This window comes from Pseudomonas sp. PAMC25584 (assembly GCF_058135675.1).
The window spans coordinates 1,411,586-1,427,782 of record NZ_CM176870.1 but is presented as its reverse complement, the minus strand read 5'-3'; the positions used below and the strand labels follow the sequence as shown (position 1 = coordinate 1,427,782).

General features: G+C 61.6%; 18 protein-coding genes. 14 read left to right on the top strand and 4 right to left on the bottom strand.

From position 1 onward, the window contains the following. From ACS5Q8_RS06450 to ACS5Q8_RS06420, 7 genes are all read left to right on the top strand, one after another. A complete protein-coding gene (locus tag ACS5Q8_RS06450; protein ID WP_465159944.1) occupies positions 1-228 on the top strand; it encodes a hypothetical protein in 228 nt (75 codons plus the stop codon). Continuing rightward, positions 225-467, top strand: coding sequence for an excisionase (locus tag ACS5Q8_RS06445; RefSeq protein ID WP_465159943.1), 243 nt, complete (start codon positions 225-227; stop codon positions 465-467). The genes ACS5Q8_RS06450 and ACS5Q8_RS06445 overlap by 4 nt, the downstream gene beginning before the upstream one ends. Continuing rightward, entirely contained in the window at positions 448-1,551 is a 1,104-nt protein-coding gene (locus ACS5Q8_RS06440; protein ID WP_465159942.1) for a phage integrase Arm DNA-binding domain-containing protein, read from the top strand. The genes ACS5Q8_RS06445 and ACS5Q8_RS06440 overlap by 20 nt, the downstream gene beginning before the upstream one ends. A gap of 50 nt (positions 1,552-1,601) precedes the next feature. Further along, positions 1,602-1,964 (top strand): ArsC family reductase, encoded by a 363-nt coding sequence (locus ACS5Q8_RS06435; RefSeq protein WP_465159941.1) that lies wholly within the window; start codon positions 1,602-1,604, stop codon positions 1,962-1,964. A gap of 32 nt (positions 1,965-1,996) precedes the next feature. Next, a complete protein-coding gene (gene dapD, locus ACS5Q8_RS06430) occupies positions 1,997-3,031 on the top strand; it encodes a 2,3,4,5-tetrahydropyridine-2,6-dicarboxylate N-succinyltransferase (RefSeq protein WP_247399528.1) in 1,035 nt (344 codons plus the stop codon). A 63-nt stretch (positions 3,032-3,094) separates the two neighbouring features. Further along, positions 3,095-4,300, top strand: coding sequence for an aminotransferase class V-fold PLP-dependent enzyme (locus tag ACS5Q8_RS06425; protein WP_276196840.1), 1,206 nt, complete (start codon positions 3,095-3,097; stop codon positions 4,298-4,300). Further along, the gene (locus tag ACS5Q8_RS06420) at positions 4,297-4,704 is read left to right on the top strand and encodes a SufE family protein (RefSeq protein ID WP_247399533.1); all 408 of its coding nucleotides are present in this window, start codon (positions 4,297-4,299) and stop codon (positions 4,702-4,704) included. Before ACS5Q8_RS06425 ends, ACS5Q8_RS06420 begins: the two co-directional genes overlap by 4 nt. 122 nt (positions 4,705-4,826) lie before the next feature. Here ACS5Q8_RS06420 and tcdA read toward each other — a convergent pair whose 3' ends face one another. After that, positions 4,827-5,636, bottom strand: a complete 810-nt coding sequence (gene tcdA, locus ACS5Q8_RS06415) for a tRNA cyclic N6-threonylcarbamoyladenosine(37) synthase TcdA (protein WP_426099572.1) — start codon at positions 5,634-5,636, stop codon at positions 4,827-4,829. A 218-nt stretch (positions 5,637-5,854) separates the two neighbouring features. On the opposite strand from tcdA, the gene ACS5Q8_RS06410 reads away from it, so the two are divergent. The 4 genes from ACS5Q8_RS06410 (at position 5,855) to ACS5Q8_RS06395 (ending at position 10,966) form a co-directional block, all read left to right on the top strand. Beyond that, positions 5,855-8,446 (top strand): glycosyltransferase, encoded by a 2,592-nt coding sequence (locus ACS5Q8_RS06410; RefSeq protein WP_276196839.1) that lies wholly within the window; start codon positions 5,855-5,857, stop codon positions 8,444-8,446. 110 nt (positions 8,447-8,556) lie between these two features. After that, complete coding sequence (gene dapE / locus ACS5Q8_RS06405) at positions 8,557-9,708, top strand: succinyl-diaminopimelate desuccinylase (RefSeq protein WP_443693805.1); 1,152 nt, start codon at positions 8,557-8,559, stop codon at positions 9,706-9,708. Further along, the gene (locus ACS5Q8_RS06400; RefSeq protein ID WP_276196837.1) at positions 9,708-10,517 is read left to right on the top strand and encodes a putative RNA methyltransferase; all 810 of its coding nucleotides are present in this window, start codon (positions 9,708-9,710) and stop codon (positions 10,515-10,517) included. The genes dapE and ACS5Q8_RS06400 overlap by 1 nt, the downstream gene beginning before the upstream one ends. Positions 10,518-10,588: 71 nt before the next feature. Beyond that, the gene (locus ACS5Q8_RS06395; RefSeq protein WP_276196836.1) at positions 10,589-10,966 is read left to right on the top strand and encodes a hypothetical protein; all 378 of its coding nucleotides are present in this window, start codon (positions 10,589-10,591) and stop codon (positions 10,964-10,966) included. 82 nt (positions 10,967-11,048) lie between these two features. Here the strand turns inward: ACS5Q8_RS06395 and ACS5Q8_RS06390 are convergent, their stop codons facing one another. After that, the gene (locus tag ACS5Q8_RS06390) at positions 11,049-11,258 is read right to left on the bottom strand and encodes a cold-shock protein (protein WP_017844724.1); all 210 of its coding nucleotides are present in this window, start codon (positions 11,256-11,258) and stop codon (positions 11,049-11,051) included. Positions 11,259-11,438: 180 nt separating this feature from the next. Here ACS5Q8_RS06390 and plsB point away from each other — a divergent pair, with 180 nt between their 5' ends. The 3 genes from plsB to ACS5Q8_RS06375 are packed head-to-tail and all read left to right on the top strand — an operon-like array spanning position 11,439 to position 15,127. Continuing rightward, entirely contained in the window at positions 11,439-13,949 is a 2,511-nt protein-coding gene (plsB, locus tag ACS5Q8_RS06385; protein WP_426099575.1) for a glycerol-3-phosphate 1-O-acyltransferase PlsB, read from the top strand. Between the two features lie 59 nt (positions 13,950-14,008). Continuing rightward, entirely contained in the window at positions 14,009-14,410 is a 402-nt protein-coding gene (locus ACS5Q8_RS06380; RefSeq protein ID WP_247397912.1) for a YbaY family lipoprotein, read from the top strand. 27 nt (positions 14,411-14,437) lie between these two features. Further along, positions 14,438-15,127, top strand: coding sequence for a DUF4197 domain-containing protein (locus ACS5Q8_RS06375; protein ID WP_247397911.1), 690 nt, complete (start codon positions 14,438-14,440; stop codon positions 15,125-15,127). A gap of 127 nt (positions 15,128-15,254) precedes the next feature. Here ACS5Q8_RS06375 and ACS5Q8_RS06370 read toward each other — a convergent pair whose 3' ends face one another. Beyond that, complete coding sequence (locus ACS5Q8_RS06370; RefSeq protein ID WP_276196832.1) at positions 15,255-15,467, bottom strand: hypothetical protein; 213 nt, start codon at positions 15,465-15,467, stop codon at positions 15,255-15,257. A 135-nt stretch (positions 15,468-15,602) separates the two neighbouring features. Further along, on the bottom strand, positions 15,603-16,196 hold the full coding sequence (locus tag ACS5Q8_RS06365) for a LysE family translocator (protein WP_276196831.1): 594 nt from the start codon (positions 16,194-16,196) through the stop codon (positions 15,603-15,605). Between the last annotated feature and the right edge of the window lies 1 nt (position 16,197).

Genomic DNA, 16,197 nt, shown 5'->3' with positions numbered 1-16,197 from the left:
ATGTTCGCTATGAAACTCACCCTGATCCTGCTGGGCGCTTTGCTGTACCTGGCCGGCACCGGCTACTGGTTTATCTGGCTCGGCCCTGACCTGCTCAGCACCGGCACTACCGAGGCGGTACTCAGCGCATTCGCCGGCACCTGTGCCTGGATGCTGATCACCTTCGGCCTGGTCATCCACATCATCAAGACAGCGCGGCCCACAGCGGGCGGCGGGAGGGAAAAATGAGCAAAGTGACCCTGGACGAATGGGCGGCGGCCGAATTCAAAACCCCGCCCAGCCCCAACACCCTACGAAAATGGGCGCGGGAAGGCCGGATAGCGCCGATTCCGGTCAAGCACGGGCGCAACTACTATGTAGAGTCTGACGCCCACTACCAAGAACCTGATCAGCAGCCCGTAAGGATTGTCGGCGGCAGCCTGATCAGCAGAATAGAGAGAGCACGCAATGGCGCCCAGGCCGCGTAACACAGGGTCAAAGGATCTTCCGCCCAATCTCTACCGCAAGACCGACGCCCGCAACGGCGTCACTTATTACACCTACCGCGACCCAATCAGTGGTCGCGTGTTCGGCCTTGGCAAGGACAAGGAGGCGGCGATCCGTGAGGCCGTCGCCGCCAACCACGCAGACGCCATCAAGCCAACGCTTGCAGAGCGCATCAGCACGCCGGCGCCAGCGCCTGGCAAATTGTTCTCGGAATGGCTGGACGAATACCGCGAGCTGTTCGCCGAGCGGAAGTTGTCAGCCAGCAGCAACAAAAACGTGGGCATGCGGATAAACCGACTGGCGGCGGTATTCGGATCGAAGGGAATTAAAGACATCACAACTATGGATGTGGCCGATTACCTGACGGGCATGGCCAAAGAGGGAAAGGCGCAGATGGCCAGGGCAATGCGTTCGCTGTTGCGAGACGTATTCGCCGAGGCTCAGGCGCGGGGGTGGGCAGACGCCAACCCGGTCGAAGTGACCAAGGCGGCGCGGGTGAACATCAAGCGCGAACGGCTGACGCTGGAGCTGTGGAAGGCAATCTATGAGGAGGCCACGAAACCGTGGCTTCGCAGGGCAATGGAGTTGGCCGTGCTGACGGGCCAGCGCCGGGACGATATCGCCTCGATGCTGTTCAAGGACGTACACGACGGGTTCCTGCATGTCGTGCAGTCGAAGACCGGCGCCAGGATACGCATCAGCACGTCGCTGCGCCTCGATTCGGTCGGGCTTGACCTGGCTGCCGTGATTAAGCAATGCCGCGACCGCGTTTTGTCACAACACCTGGTGCACCATGCCCAGGCGTCTGGCCGTGCGAAAGCTGGCCAGCCGCTGGTGCTGGATACCTTGAGCTCCGCATTTGCTGAGGCGAGGGATAAGGCTGGTGCCAAACTGGGAATAACTTTTGGCCGTCAGCCGCCGTCTTTTCACGAACAGCGGTCCCTGGCTGCACGCCTTCACGAACTCGAAGGCCGTGATGCCCAGAAACTGCTGGGTCACCGCTCAGCGAGCATGACCGACCTGTACCGCGACAGCCGAGGCGCAGAGTGGATCGACGTGGCATAATCGACGGCTGAGTTTTAGGGATGTATTGGGGAGGTTTTGGGGAATGATTTATGCCCAATAAAATCAAGCACTTGCAGCTTTACGGCATCAAAGCCTGCGACACCATGAAAAAAGCGCGCACCTGGCTCGACGAGCACGGCGTGAGCTATGCGTTCCACGACTACAAAACGGCCGGTATCGACCGCGAACACTTGACCCAATGGTGCAACGAGCACGGTTGGCAGGTGGTTTTGAACCGTGCGGGCACCACCTTTCGCAAACTCGAAGACGAACGCAAAGCCGATCTCGATCAGTCGAAAGCCATTGAATTGATGCTCGCACAACCGTCGATGATCAAGCGCCCAGTGCTTGATCTCGGTGACAGAACCCTGATTGGCTTCAAGCCAGACACTTATTCGGCGGCCCTCAAGTAGGCCAGCCATTCCATTTTTGTAGAGGTAACAGCATGTCCAATTCCCTGTTCAGCCTGGGCTTCGGCGTCGGCACTCAGAACCGCCAAGGTGCTTGGCTGGAAGTGTTTTACGCACAACCCTTGCTCCACCCGTCGGCAGAAATCGTCGCAGCCATCGCGCCGATCCTAGGTTACAGCGAAGGCAACCAGGCGATCACGTTCACCGTCGCCCAAGCCCTGCAACTGGCGGACGCACTCAAAGGCGTCGACGCGACCCAAGCGGCCCTGCTGAACCGCCTGGCTGAAAGCCATACCCCGCTGGTCGCCACCCTGCTGGCCGAAGACGCCGCACTGACCTCCACGCCTGAGGCCTACCTCAAGCTGCACCTGCTGTCCCATCGCCTGGTCAAGCCCCACGGCCTGAGCCTGGCCGGTGTATTCCCGCAGTTGCCGAACGTGGCCTGGACCAGCCAGGGCGCGATCGACATCAATGAGCTGGCCGAACGCCAACTGGAAGCGCGCCTGCGTGGCGAGCTGCTGGAAGTGTTCTCGGTGGACAAGTTCCCGAAAATGACCGATTACGTCGTACCAAGCGGCGTGCGTATCGCTGACGCGGCGCGTATCCGCCTGGGCGCCTACGTGGGCGAAGGCACCACCGTGATGCACGAAGGTTTCGTCAACTTCAACGGCGGCACCGAAGGCCCGGGCATGATCGAAGGCCGTGTCTCGGCAGGCGTATTTGTCGGCAAAGGCTCGGACCTCGGCGGCGGCTGCTCCACCATGGGCACCTTGTCGGGTGGCGGCAACATCGTGATCAAGGTCGGCGAAGGCTGCCTGATCGGCGCCAACGCCGGTATCGGTATCCCGCTGGGCGACCGCAACACCGTGGAATCGGGCCTGTACGTCACCGCCGGGACCAAGGTTGCGCTGCTCGACGAGCGCAACCAACTGGTTAAAGTGGTCAAGGCGCGTGAGCTGGCCGGCCAGCCGGACCTGCTGTTCCGCCGTAACTCCGAGACCGGTGCCGTGGAGTGCAAAACCCACAAATCGGCCATCGAACTGAACGAAGCGCTGCACGCTCACAACTAAGCAGCGACTCGATGCCACTAGCGAGCCCCGCACCGGGGCTCGCTTATACGAGTCTTGAACACCATGCTTGTGCCCTCCCCCTGGCGCGTCGACTTTCCGGCCATCGCCACCCTGCAACGGCAAGACCAGACCTATCTGGACAGCGCCGCCACCGCGCAAAAACCCCAAGCCCTGCTGGACGCGATCAGCCATTACTACACCAATGGCGCCGCCAACGTTCACCGTGCCCAACATTTGCCGGGCGCCCATGCGACCCAGGCCTTCGAGAACAGTCGCAGCAAGGTCGCGCAGTGGTTGAATGCAGGAGACAGCGGGCACATCGTCTTCACTCATGGCGCGACGTCGGCGCTGAACCTCTTGGCCTATGGCCTCGAGCACTTATTCAATGCGGGCGATGAAATTGTCATCAGCGCCCTGGAACACCACGCCAACCTGCTGCCCTGGCAGCAACTGGCCAAACGTCGCGCGCTGGAACTGGTGATCCTGCCCGTTGGCGACGACGGCATGATCGACCTTGAGGCTGCCGCCGCGCGGATCGGCCCGCGCACACGCCTGCTGGCGGTGAGCCAACTGTCCAACGTGCTGGGCACCTGGCAACCGCTGGAACACCTGCTGGCAATGGCCAAGGCCGAGGGCGCGCTGAGCGTGGTCGATGGCGCCCAGGGCATCGTCCATGGCCGCCACGACGTGCAAGCCCTGGGCTGCGACTTCTACGTATTTTCCAGCCACAAACTCTACGGCCCGGACGGCGTCGGCGTGCTGTATGGCCGCACCCAAGCCCTGCATCAGTTGCGCCACTGGCAGTTCGGCGGCGAAATGGTGCAACAGGCCGATTACCACAACGCCAGCTTCCGCCCTGCGCCGCTGGGGTTCGAGGCCGGCACCCCACCGATTGCCAGCGTGATCGGCCTGGGTGCCAGCCTGGATTACCTGAATTCACTGGGTCAACCGGCGGTCATCGCCCACGAAGCTGCGCTGCACGACTACCTGTTGCGCGGGCTGAAAGCGCGCAATGGCGTGCGCGTGCTCGGCGCGCCGCAGGTGGCGTTGGTCAGTTTCGTGGTGGAAGGCGTGCATAACGCCGATCTTGCTCACTTGCTGACCGAGCAGGGCATTGCCGTGCGCGCCGGCCATCATTGCGCAATGCCGCTGCTCAAGGCGATGCACTTGTCGGGGGCGATTCGCGTATCCCTGGCGCTGTACAACGATTCCGATGATCTGGAGCGCTTCTTTGAAGCGCTGGACCAGGCGCTGGATATGCTGCGATGAGCCTGCCGGTCGAGGCAGTCAGCGCGCTTGAGTCGTTTCAGGCGGTGGGCAGTTGGGAGCAACGCGCGCGCCTGCTGATGCAATGGGGCGAGCGGCTGCCGGCATTGGCGGATGCAGACAAAGTCGACACCCACCTAGTGCAGGGCTGCGAGAGCCTGGTGTGGTTGGTGGGGCGTTTATCCGACGGCCATTGGCAGTTCGCCGCCAGCAGCGATGCGCGCATGATTCGCGGGCTGGTGGCGTTGCTGCTGGCGCGGGTCAACGGGCTCTCGGCTGCCGAGTTGCAGGCGGTCGACTTGCCGGATTGGTTCAATCAACTGGGGCTGTCGCGCCAGTTGTCGCCGTCGCGCAGCAATGGCCTGAATGCCGTGCTGCAGCGCATGCGCGAACTAAGCCGTACATAAAACCAAATGTGGGAGGGAGCTTGCCCCCGATAGCGGTGGTTCAGTCAATGTATTCAGTGACTGGCACTCTGCCATCGGGAGCAAGCCCCCTCCCACATTTGAATGGAGCAAGGCCTTGAGATTTAAGAAGGTTTGACTCGCTCGGAAGGCCGGCGCACCCCGGCCACAATCTTGTCCACCGCCTTGGTCGCCGCCACCATGCCGAAGGTGGCCGTCACCATCATCACCGCGCCAAACCCGCCGGCGCAGTCCAGCTTTACCCCGTCGCCAACAAAACTCTTCTGCAAACAGATGCTGCCGTCCGGCTTCGGGTAGCGCAGTTGCTCGGTGGAGAACACACACGGCACGCTGTAATGACGGGTCACCGTGCGCGAGAAACCATAGTCACGGCGCAGGGTGGAGCGCACTTTCGAGGCGAGCGGGTCGTTGAAGGTGCGGTTCAAGTCGCAGACCTGGATCAACGTCGGGTCGATCTGCCCGCCAGCACCGCCAGTGGTGATGATCTGGATCTTGCGGCGCTTGCACCAGGCGATCAGTGCCGCCTTGGCGTTGACGGCGTCGATGCAGTCGATCACGCAGTCGATGTTGGGGGTGATGTACTCGGCCATGGTGTCGCGGGTGACGAAGTCCGCCACCGCATGCACCGTGCAATCCGGGTTGATGCCGCGCAGGCGCTCAGCCATCACGTCGACCTTGGGTTTGCCCACGGTGCTGTCCAGGGCATGCAACTGGCGGTTGCTGTTGCTGACGCAAACATCATCCAAATCAAACAGCGAGATCTCGCCCACCCCACAACGGGCGATGGCTTCCGCCGCCCATGAGCCTACGCCGCCGACGCCAACGATCGCCACATGGGCCGCTTTCAAGCGCTCCAGGCCTTCAATGCCATACAACCGGGCGACGCCTGCAAACCGCGGATCTTCTGTACTCATGACCATTACCCCAAAAACCGGCGCGCATTATAGGGCTTTGCCACGACAAGTTCGAAACTTCGCGATACAAGTAAAGAACTTAGCTGGTCATTCGCGGACTAACGTCCGGCTTTTCTCAGTCTGCTGTACGCTCAGGGAAGGGCCGGTGTAGGATGCGCGCCGTTCGGTGTAGGCCGACACCTCTTTTCGTTCCACACCTTTTGGAACCCGAAATCACCATGTCATCGCGTAAATTTGGACTCAACCTGGTGGTGGTGCTGGCAATTGCCGCACTGTTCACCGGCTTCTGGGCGCTGATCAACCGCCCGGTCACCACCCCCAACTGGCCTGAACAGATCTCCGGTTTTTCCTACTCGCCGTTTCAGCAAGGCCAGTACCCACAGAAAGACCAGTACCCGACCGACGACCAGATGCGTCAGGATCTTGCGATCATGAGCAAGCTGACGGACAACATCCGTACCTACTCGGTCGACGGCACCCTGGGGGATATCCCCAAGCTGGCGGAAGAGTTCGGCCTGCGCGTCACCCTGGGGATCTGGATCAGCCCGGACCTGGAACGCAACGAACGCGAGATCCAGCGCGCCATCGAGATCGCCAACAGCTCGCGCAGTGTCGTGCGCGTGGTGGTCGGCAACGAAGCGCTGTTCCGTGAAGAAATCACCCCTGAAGCACTGATCGTGCTGCTGGATCGCGTGCGCGCCGCCGTCAAGGTGCCGGTGACCACCTCCGAGCAGTGGCACATCTGGGAGCACAACCCGCAGTTGGCCAAGCACGTCGACCTGATCGCCGCGCACATCCTGCCGTACTGGGAACATATTCCGGTGGCCCAGGCGGGCCAATTCGTACTCGACCGTGCACGGGATCTGAAGAAGGCCTTCCCGAAAAAGCCGCTGCTGCTGTCGGAAGTCGGCTGGCCGAGCAACGGCCGCATGCGTGGCGGTGCTGATGCGTCCCCCGCCGACCAGGCAATTTACCTGCGCACGCTGGTCAACAAGCTGAACCGCCAGGGCTTCAACTACTTCGTGATCGAGGCCTTCGACCAGCCGTGGAAAGCCAGCGACGAAGGCTCGGTCGGCGCTTACTGGGGCGTGTACAACGCCGCACGCCAGCAAAAATTCAACTTCGAAGGGCCGGTGGTCGCGATCCCGCAATGGCGCGTGCTGGCCATCGGCTCGGTGGTGCTTGCACTGCTGTCGTTGACCCTGCTGATGATCGACGGCTCGGCCCTGCGTCAACGCGGCCGGACCTTCCTGACTTTTACCGCGTTCCTGTGCGGCTCGGTGCTGGTGTGGATCGGCTACGACTACAGCCAGCAATACAGCACCTGGTTCAGCCTGACGGTGGGTTTCCTCCTGGCACTCGGCGCCCTGGGCGTGTTTATCGTGCTGCTGGCCGAAGCCCATGAACTGGCGGAAGCGGTCTGGACCCACAAGCGTCGGCGTCAATTCCTGCCGGTCGTGGGGGACTCGGACTACCGTCCGAAAGTGTCGATCCATGTGCCGTGCTACAACGAGCCGCCAGAGATGGTCAAACAGACCCTCGATGCCCTGGCCGCCCTCGACTATCCGGACTACGAAGTCCTGATCATCGACAACAACACCAAGGACCCGGCGGTGTGGGAACCGGTGCGCGACTACTGCGCAACCCTGGGCCCACGCTTCAAGTTCTTCCACGTTTCGCCCCTGGCCGGGTTCAAGGGCGGCGCGCTGAACTACCTGATCCCGCACACCGCCAAGGATGCCGAAGTGATCGCGGTGATCGACTCGGACTACTGCGTGTCGCCGAACTGGCTCAAGCACATGGTGCCGCACTTCGCCGACCCGAAAATCGCCGTGGTGCAGTCGCCACAGGATTACCGCGACCAGAACGAAAGCACCTTCAAGAAGCTCTGCTACGCCGAATACAAAGGCTTCTTCCATATCGGCATGGTCACCCGCAACGACCGCGACGCGATCATCCAGCACGGCACCATGACCATGACCCGTCGCTCGGTGCTCGAAGAGCTGGGCTGGGCCGACTGGTGCATCTGCGAAGACGCCGAACTTGGCCTGCGTGTGTTCGAGAAAGGCCTGTCGGCCGCGTATTACCCCGACAGCTACGGCAAAGGCCTGATGCCCGACACCTTCATCGACTTCAAGAAACAGCGTTTCCGCTGGGCCTATGGCGCGATCCAGATCATCAAGCGTCACACCGCCAGCCTGTTGCGCGGCAAGGACACCGAGCTGACCCGTGGCCAGCGCTACCACTTCCTCGCGGGCTGGTTGCCGTGGGTGGCAGATGGCATGAACATCTTCTTCACCGTCGGCGCGCTGTTGTGGTCGGCGGCGATGATCATCGTGCCGACCCGGGTCGACCCGCCGCTGCTGATTTTCGCGATCCCGCCGTTGGCGTTGTTCGTGTTCAAGGTGGGCAAGATCATCTTCCTGTACCGCCGCGCCGTGGGGGTAAACCTCAAGGACGCGTTCTGTGCGGCCCTGGCCGGGTTGGCGTTGTCGCACACCATCGCCAAAGCGGTGCTGTATGGCTTCTTCACCACCAGCATTCCGTTCTTTCGTACACCGAAAAACGCGGATAACCACGGCTTCTGGGTAGCGATTTCCGAAGCCCGCGAAGAGATGTTCATCATGCTGCTGTTGTGGGGCGCTGCGCTGGGCATCTACCTGGTGCAGGGCCTGCCGAGCGCCGACATGCGCTTCTGGGTGGTGATGCTGCTGGTGCAATCACTGCCGTATGTGGCGGCGTTGATCATGGCGTTCCTGTCGTCGCTGCCCAAACCGGCGCCGAAGGCAGAGCCGGCCACCGCGCTGTAAAAACTTGCGCAATGCACTAAACGGCGGCCTCTGGCCGCCGTTTTGCTATAAGATAACGGCCGTTTTGTGTGCCTTGCCTGCTCACCTATAAAAGCTCCGGAGTTCCCCCCATGACGGCCCATGCCGACCTTTCGCCGACCCTTCAACTTGCCATCGACCTGATCCGCCGCCCCTCGGTGACGCCGATCGACGCCGATTGCCAAAAGCTGATGATGCAGCGCCTGGGCGACGCCGGTTTCCAGCTTGAGCCGATGCGCATCGAAAACGTGGACAACTTCTGGGCCACCCACGGCAAGCACGACGGCCCGGTGCTGTGCTTTGCCGGCCACACCGACGTGGTCCCGACCGGCCCGGTGCAGGCCTGGCAGAACGACCCGTTCGACGCGCTGATCGACGACCACGGCATGCTCTGCGGCCGTGGCGCGGCGGACATGAAAGGCAGCCTGGCGGCGATGCTGGTGGCATCGGAGCGCTTTGTGCAGGACTACCCGGACCACACGGGTTCGGTGGCCTTCCTGATCACCAGCGATGAAGAAGGCCCGGCGCACCACGGCACCAAGGCCGTGATCGAACGCCTGGCCGCGCGCAAAGAGCGTCTGGACTGGTGCATCGTCGGCGAACCGTCAAGCACCAGCCTGGTCGGCGATGTGGTCAAGAACGGCCGTCGTGGCTCGCTCGGCGCCACCCTGACCGTGCGCGGCGTGCAAGGTCACGTGGCCTACCCGCACCTGGCGAAGAACCCGATCCACCTGGCCACCCCGGCACTGGCTGAACTGGCCGCCGAGCATTGGGACGACGGCAACACCTTCTTCCCGCCGACCAGCTTTCAGATCTCCAACCTCAACGCCGGCACCGGCGCCACCAACGTGATCCCCGGCGAGCTGACGGCGGTGTTCAACTTCCGCTTCTCCACCGAATCCACCGTGGACGGCCTGCAACAGCGGGTTGCCGCGATCCTCGACAAGCACGGCCTGGACTGGCACGTGGAGTGGGCGCTGTCCGGCCTGCCGTTCCTCACCGAGCCGGGCGCCTTGCTCGATGCGGTGTCTGCCAGCATCAAGGCGATCACTGGCCGCGAGACCCAGGCGTCCACCAGCGGTGGCACGTCCGACGGGCGCTTCATTGCGACCCTGGGCACCCAGGTGGTCGAGTTGGGCCCGGTCAACGCGACGATCCATCAGGTCAACGAACGCATTCTGGCCAGCGACCTCGACGTGCTGACCGAGATCTACTACCAGACCCTGATCAAGTTGCTCGCCTGATGCTAGCCTGCCCCATTTGCAGCGCACCGCTCAACGCGGTGGACAATGGCGTGGCGTGCCCGGCCGGGCACCGTTTCGACCGCGCGCGCCAGGGTTACCTGAACCTGTTGCCGGTGCAGCATAAAAACAGCCGCGACCCGGGCGATAACCTCGCCATGGTCGAGGCGCGCCGCGACTTCCTCAACGCCGGGCACTATGCCCCGGTGGCCACGCGCCTGGCACAACTGGCCGCGGAACAAGCACCGCAGCGCTGGGTGGACATCGGCTGTGGCGAGGGTTACTACACCGCCCAAATCGCCGACGCCCTGCCCCACGCCGACGGCTATGCCCTGGATATTTCCAAGGAAGCGGTCAAGCGTGCGTGCAAGCGCAACCCGGCGCTGACCTGGTTGATCGCCAGCATGGCCCGCGTGCCGTTGGCCGATGCCAGTTGCCAGTTTCTCGCCAGCGTGTTCAGCCCGTTGGACTGGCAAGAGGCCAAACGCCTGCTCAGCCCCGGCGGCGGCTTGATGAAAGTCGGCCCGACCCGCGGCCACCTGATGGAGCTGCGCGAGCGGTTGTACGACGAAGTGCGCGAGTACACCGACGACAAACACCTGGCCCTGGTGCCGGACGGTATGAGCCTGCAGCACAGCGAAACCCTCGAGTTCACGCTGAGCCTGGCGGAGCCGAAGGACCGTGCCAACCTGCTGGCCATGACGCCTCACGGCTGGCGCGCCAGCGCCGAGCGCCGCACCGAGGTGATCGAGGCCGTCGAACCGCTGCTGGTCACCGTATCGATGCGCTACGACTATTTCGTGCTTCAATAACCGACTTTTCGGGCACTACGCCCACCCTGAATCCGCGAATGGATTTTCGAATCCCGCAACGAGGAACATCCATGCGCCAACCTGATATCGAGATTTACCTGAAGGACGCCGACGTCGACTACAAGGCCATCGCCGCCTGGCTGGGCGCCGCCCTGGGTCCTTGCTCCGACTGGGTCCAACGCGGCCAGACCTACAAGTGCAAAGCCGGCGACGTGCCGGTGACCTGGCTGCCCAAGGCGGTAGGCAAATGGAACAGCCTGTTCCTGGAAAGCGACAAAACCCCGTGGGAAGACGACATCGCCTGCGCCCGCGCCGCCTTTGCCGCGCTGAACGTTGAAGTGCGTTGCGCGCCGGGCAGTTGGGTAGAGGAAGAAGGTGAGGAAAGCGCCGACACCTGGATTCGGATCAGCACAGACGGTGAAGAGCAAATCACCTGGAAAACCACCTGATCTGAATGTGTGAACCCAATCAAAATGTGGGAGGGGGCTTGCCCCCTCCCACATGGCTTCTAGGCTGTAACAAAAATCCGCATTACAAACCGACTACATCCTCCGCCTGCAAGCCCTTCTCGCCGCTCACCACGGCGTATTCCACCTGCTGGCCTTCGGCCAGGGAACGGTGACCTTCACCGCGAATGGCGCGGTAGTGTACAAACACATCCTTGCCGTCTTCACGCTGAATAAAACCATACCCCTTGGCATCGTTGAACCACTTCACATTACCGGTTTCGCGCGTTGTCATCTGTTCACTCCCACATGATTGTTATTGTTGAGTCGCTCGCGTTGAACTGCCGAGTATATGACAGGCTCAAAAACGATCAACTCAACTTTACATCGCTGCTTTTTTGCCGATTTTCGGCGAATACGGCACACTACCCGCCCGAGCACTTGCTCGGTTTTTTCCACTTGAAGCAGCTCGCCTATGACCCGCTCCCCGTTCCGCCGTCTGGTGTTTGGCACCTTGCGCCGACTGTTGTACCTCTGGGTTCGCTCAGAGACGATCAACCAGTCGGCCCTTACCCTTAACCTCGACCGCAGCCGGCCGGTGTTCTACGTCCTGCAATCACCCTCGCTCACCGAATTGGCCGTGGTCGATACCGAGTGCACCAAGGCCGGCCTGCCGCGCCCGGTGCTGCCGGTAGCGGTCGGCCCGTTGCTGGAACCTGCGGCATTCTTCTACCTCACGCCGGAGCCCGACTGGCTCGGCCGCCAGGACAAGCGCGGCGCGCCGCCCACCCTGACCCGCCTGGTCAACACCCTCAGCGCACACGCACAAGAGAATGCACAAATCATTCCGGTCAGCGTGTTCTGGGGGCAGTCGCCCGACAGCGAGTCCAGCCCCTGGAAACTGCTGTTCGCCGACAGCTGGGCCGTCACCGGGCGCCTGCGCCGGCTGCTGAGCATCCTGATTCTAGGGCGCAAGACCCGCGTGCAATTCTCCGCGCCAATCAACCTGCGTGAATTGATCGAGCACAATAAAGGCCACGAACGCACCGTGCGCATGGCCCAACGCATCCTGCGCGTACACTTTCGTAACCTGAAAACCGCAGTGATCGGCCCCGACCTGTCCCACCGCCGTAACCTGGTGAAGGGCCTGGTGAATATGCCGCTGGTGCGCCAGGCCATCCTTGATGAAGCTGAACGCGAGAAGATCAGCCCGGAAAAAGCCAAGGCCCAGGCGCTGCGCTACGGCAATGAAATTGCCTCGGACTACACCTACACCGCGATCCGCTTCCTGGAAGTGGTGCTGAGCTGGTTCTGGAACAAAATCTACGACGGCATCAAGGTCAACAACATCGAGGGCGTGCAAAAGGTTGCCCAGGGTTACGAAGTGATCTACGTCCCCTGTCACCGTAGCCACATCGACTACCTGCTACTGTCCTACCTGCTGTTCAAGAACGGCCTGACACCGCCGCACGTTGCCGCCGGCATCAACCTGAACATGCCGGTGATCGGCAGCCTGCTGCGCCGCGGCGGTGCGTTTTTCATGCGGCGCACCTTCAAGGGCAACCCGCTGTACACCTCGGTGTTCAACGAGTACCTGCACACCCTGTTCACCAAAGGTTTCCCGGTGGAGTACTTCGTCGAAGGCGGACGCTCGCGCACCGGGCGCATGCTGCAACCGAAAACCGGCATGCTGGCGATCACGTTGCGCAGTTTCCTGCGCTCCTCGCGTATGCCGATCGTGTTCGTGCCGGTGTATATCGGCTATGAGCGAGTGCTCGAAGGCCGCACCTACCTCGGTGAGTTGCGCGGCGCGAGCAAGAAGAAAGAGTCGATCTTCGATATTTTCAAGGTCATCGGTGCGCTCAAGCAGCGTTTTGGTCAGGTCGCCGTCAACTTCGGTGAACCGATCAAACTGGCGCAATTCCTCGATGCCGAGCAACCGGGCTGGCGCGCACAGGAACTGGGGCCGCACTACAAACCGGCGTGGCTCAACCAAACCACCAACCGCCTCAGCGAACAGGTGGCGCGCCATTTGAACGAAGCGGCCGCGATCAACCCGGTGAACCTGGTGGCCCTGGCGTTGCTGTCGACCACGCGCCTGGCCCTGGATGAACAGGCCATGGCCCGCCAGTTGGACCTGTACCTGGCGCTGCTGCGCCGTGTGCCCTACTCGCCCCATACCACCCTGCCCGAGGGTGATGGTATGGCGCTGATCAAGCACGTCAAGGACATGAACCTGCTGTCGGAACAGAGCGATGCCCTCGGCAAGATTCTGTACCTGGACGAGCAAAACGCCGTCCTGATGACCTACTACCGCAATAACGTGCTGCACATCTTTGCCTTGCCGGCGCTGCTGGCGAGCTTCTTCCAGAGCAGCTCGCGCATGAGCCGCGAGCAGATTCTGCGCTACACCCATGCGCTGTACCCGTACCTGCAATCGGAGCTGTTTATCCGCTGGTCGCTGGAGGAACTGGACCCGGTGGTCGACCAATGGCTGGAGGCGTTTGTCGAACAAGGCCTGCTGCGCTTCGAGAACAACGTGTACCTGCGCCCGGCGCCAAGTTCGCGGCACTTTGTGCTGCTGACACTGCTGTCCAAAAGTATCGCCCAGACCCTGCAACGCTTCTACATGGCGATCTCGCTGTTGCTCAACAGCGGCCAGAGCAGCATCAGCGCCGAAGAGCTGGAAGACCTGTGTACGATCATGGCCCAGCGTCTATCGATCCTGCATGGACTCAACGCCCCGGAGTTCTTCGACAAGAGCCTTTTCCGACATTTTATTCAGACGTTGCTGGAGCAAGATGTGCTTCGCCGCGACGAAGCCGGCAAGTTGAGCTATCACGACCAGCTCGGTGAACTGGCTGAAGGCGCGGCGAAACGGGTGCTGCCGGCCGAGATTCGCTTGTCGATCCGTCAGGTCGCGCTGCATCGCGTCGACGGCGCGGCCGAAGCGCCGGTCGAAGCTGAAGCCCTCAAACCGGAATAAAGCCGCTAGATCGAATAAGGCGTCGCAGGATTACGGCGCCGTTGAAAAGGAGCTACACCATGAAAAAGATCATCCTCCTGGGCCTGACCGCCCTGCTCGGAGCCTGTCATTCGATGAACCCCGCGCCCAAGGCCAGCCTTGATGGCGAAGTGTTCTACCTGCAACGCATCGCGCTGCCGCCGACAGCCATCTTGAGCGTCAGCCTGCAGGACGTATCGCTGATGGACGCTCCGGCCGTGACCCTGGCCGAGCAGAAAGGCCCGGTCAAAGGCCAGGTGCCGCTGCCGTTCCACTTGAGCTACGACCCGGCCCAGGTCAAGCCGGGCCACAGTTACTCGGTCAGCGCTCGCATCGAAGTGGATGGCAAGCTACTGTTTATCACCACCGAGCGGCACGCCGTGCAACTCAATGGTCAAGACTCCCAACCGCTGCGCCTGCGGGTTGATGCGGTCGCACACTGATTATTTGCAGATCATAAGGAAGCGTCCATGCTCCGTAATTCCCTTCGCCTCACTGCCCTGTGCGCTGGCCTGCTGCTTGGTGCCAACGCCATGGCGCTGTCCCTTGGCAGCCTGTCCCAGGGCGACGCCACCGGCGGCCTCAAGGATGCTTTGACCCAAGGCGCGCAGATCGCCGTGAAACAACTGGGTGTACCGGGTGGTTTCAGCAACAACCCCGAAGTCAAGATCGGCCTGCCGGGAAAACTGGGCAAAGTCGCCGACAAGCTGAAGATGTTCGGCATGGGTGAACAGGTCGAGCAGCTCGAAACCAGCATGAACAAAGCCGCTGAAACCGCCGTGACCCAGGCCCAGCCAATCCTGGTCAACGCAGTGAAAAACATGAGTGTGACCGACGCCAAGGGCATCCTCACCGGCGGCCAGGACTCGGCCACCCAGTACCTGAACAAAAGCAGCCGCGAAGCCATCCGCGCCAAGTTCCTGCCGATCGTCAAGGCCGCCACCGACAAGGTCGGCGTGGCCCAGCAGTACAACGCCCTGGCAGGCAAGGCCGCAGCGTTTGGCGCCGTCGATGCCAACAGTGCCACCGTCGAAAACTACGTGACGGAACAAGCGCTGGATGGTTTGTTCAAGATGATTGCGCAGCAGGAAGAGACGATTCGCAAAAACCCGGCGGCGGCAGCGACCAGTTTGGCGAAGAAGGTGTTTGGCGCGCTTTAACGCCACACGACGTGAGCTGAAAAAAGGCCCTGACATCGTCAGGGCCTTGTTTTTTTTCGCCGAACCGTCCATCAAGCCCCCGAACCAAGCGCCGCACGCTCACGCCCGGCGGCGTTGACGAATAGGCTCAATAGTGGATGTGCGAAGCGCGTCGGGCGGCCCCGTGAGACATGTGCGCGCTATGAGCGCTGGACGAAGCCGCATTGACGTTATGGTTATCGTTGTTGATATTAATATTGATATCGCGATTGGCGTTTGGCTGATTCTGTCCAAACATATTTCCAAGCCCAAGCATCGAGCCCGCGAATTGCATCGGTAACGCCAGCAAAGGTAACAGCATACACACCCCGTCCTATTCAGATTAAAGCCAACTCCCCGCCCCGCATCTCATACGCGGGAACCGCTCGGTCGGCTAATCCTGTGTGGACGCAAGGGTAAAAACGGTTCCTTCCTGCGTGTGAAATACTGCGTCGCTTCAGTTGAAAATCGAGTCAGCCAGGCGACCCAGTAGAAGCGTGGCAAAACAGCCAATGGCGATGGCAGCGACCCGATTGATCGCAAGCGGACTCAACCAACCCTGTTGACGCCCGACGACCCCTGCACCGAACGCTATCCAGGCCGCCCCTACCGGCACTACGACCAGCGCAAGGGCGCTCATGAAAACCAGGTAACCGGCCCAAGTGGTAAAGGTATTGATCGGCGCGATCAATGAGGCAATCAACAACCCCTTGGGATTCATCACCGTCAACCAGAAAAAGGACAACCCGGTGAATCGATCCTGGGTTGGAACGTCCTGAGCTTTTTTGCGTAACCACAACTGATACGACACTAAAAGCAAGTAAGCGCCGGCGGCCAACTGCGTCAATTTCAAGGCCCACGGGGCATATGCCGAAAGGTAGAGCAACGCCGAGCCCCACAGCGACACTTGTAACAGGTACGCCAGGCACTCGATGAAGGCCAGCTTCCACGAAGCCCGAAACCCGAACAACACCCCTGCGCGGAAAAGCAGGGTGTTGGTCGGGCCGGGGGCGAGCAACAACAACACTAAGGCTGAAACAGTGGCCAGCATG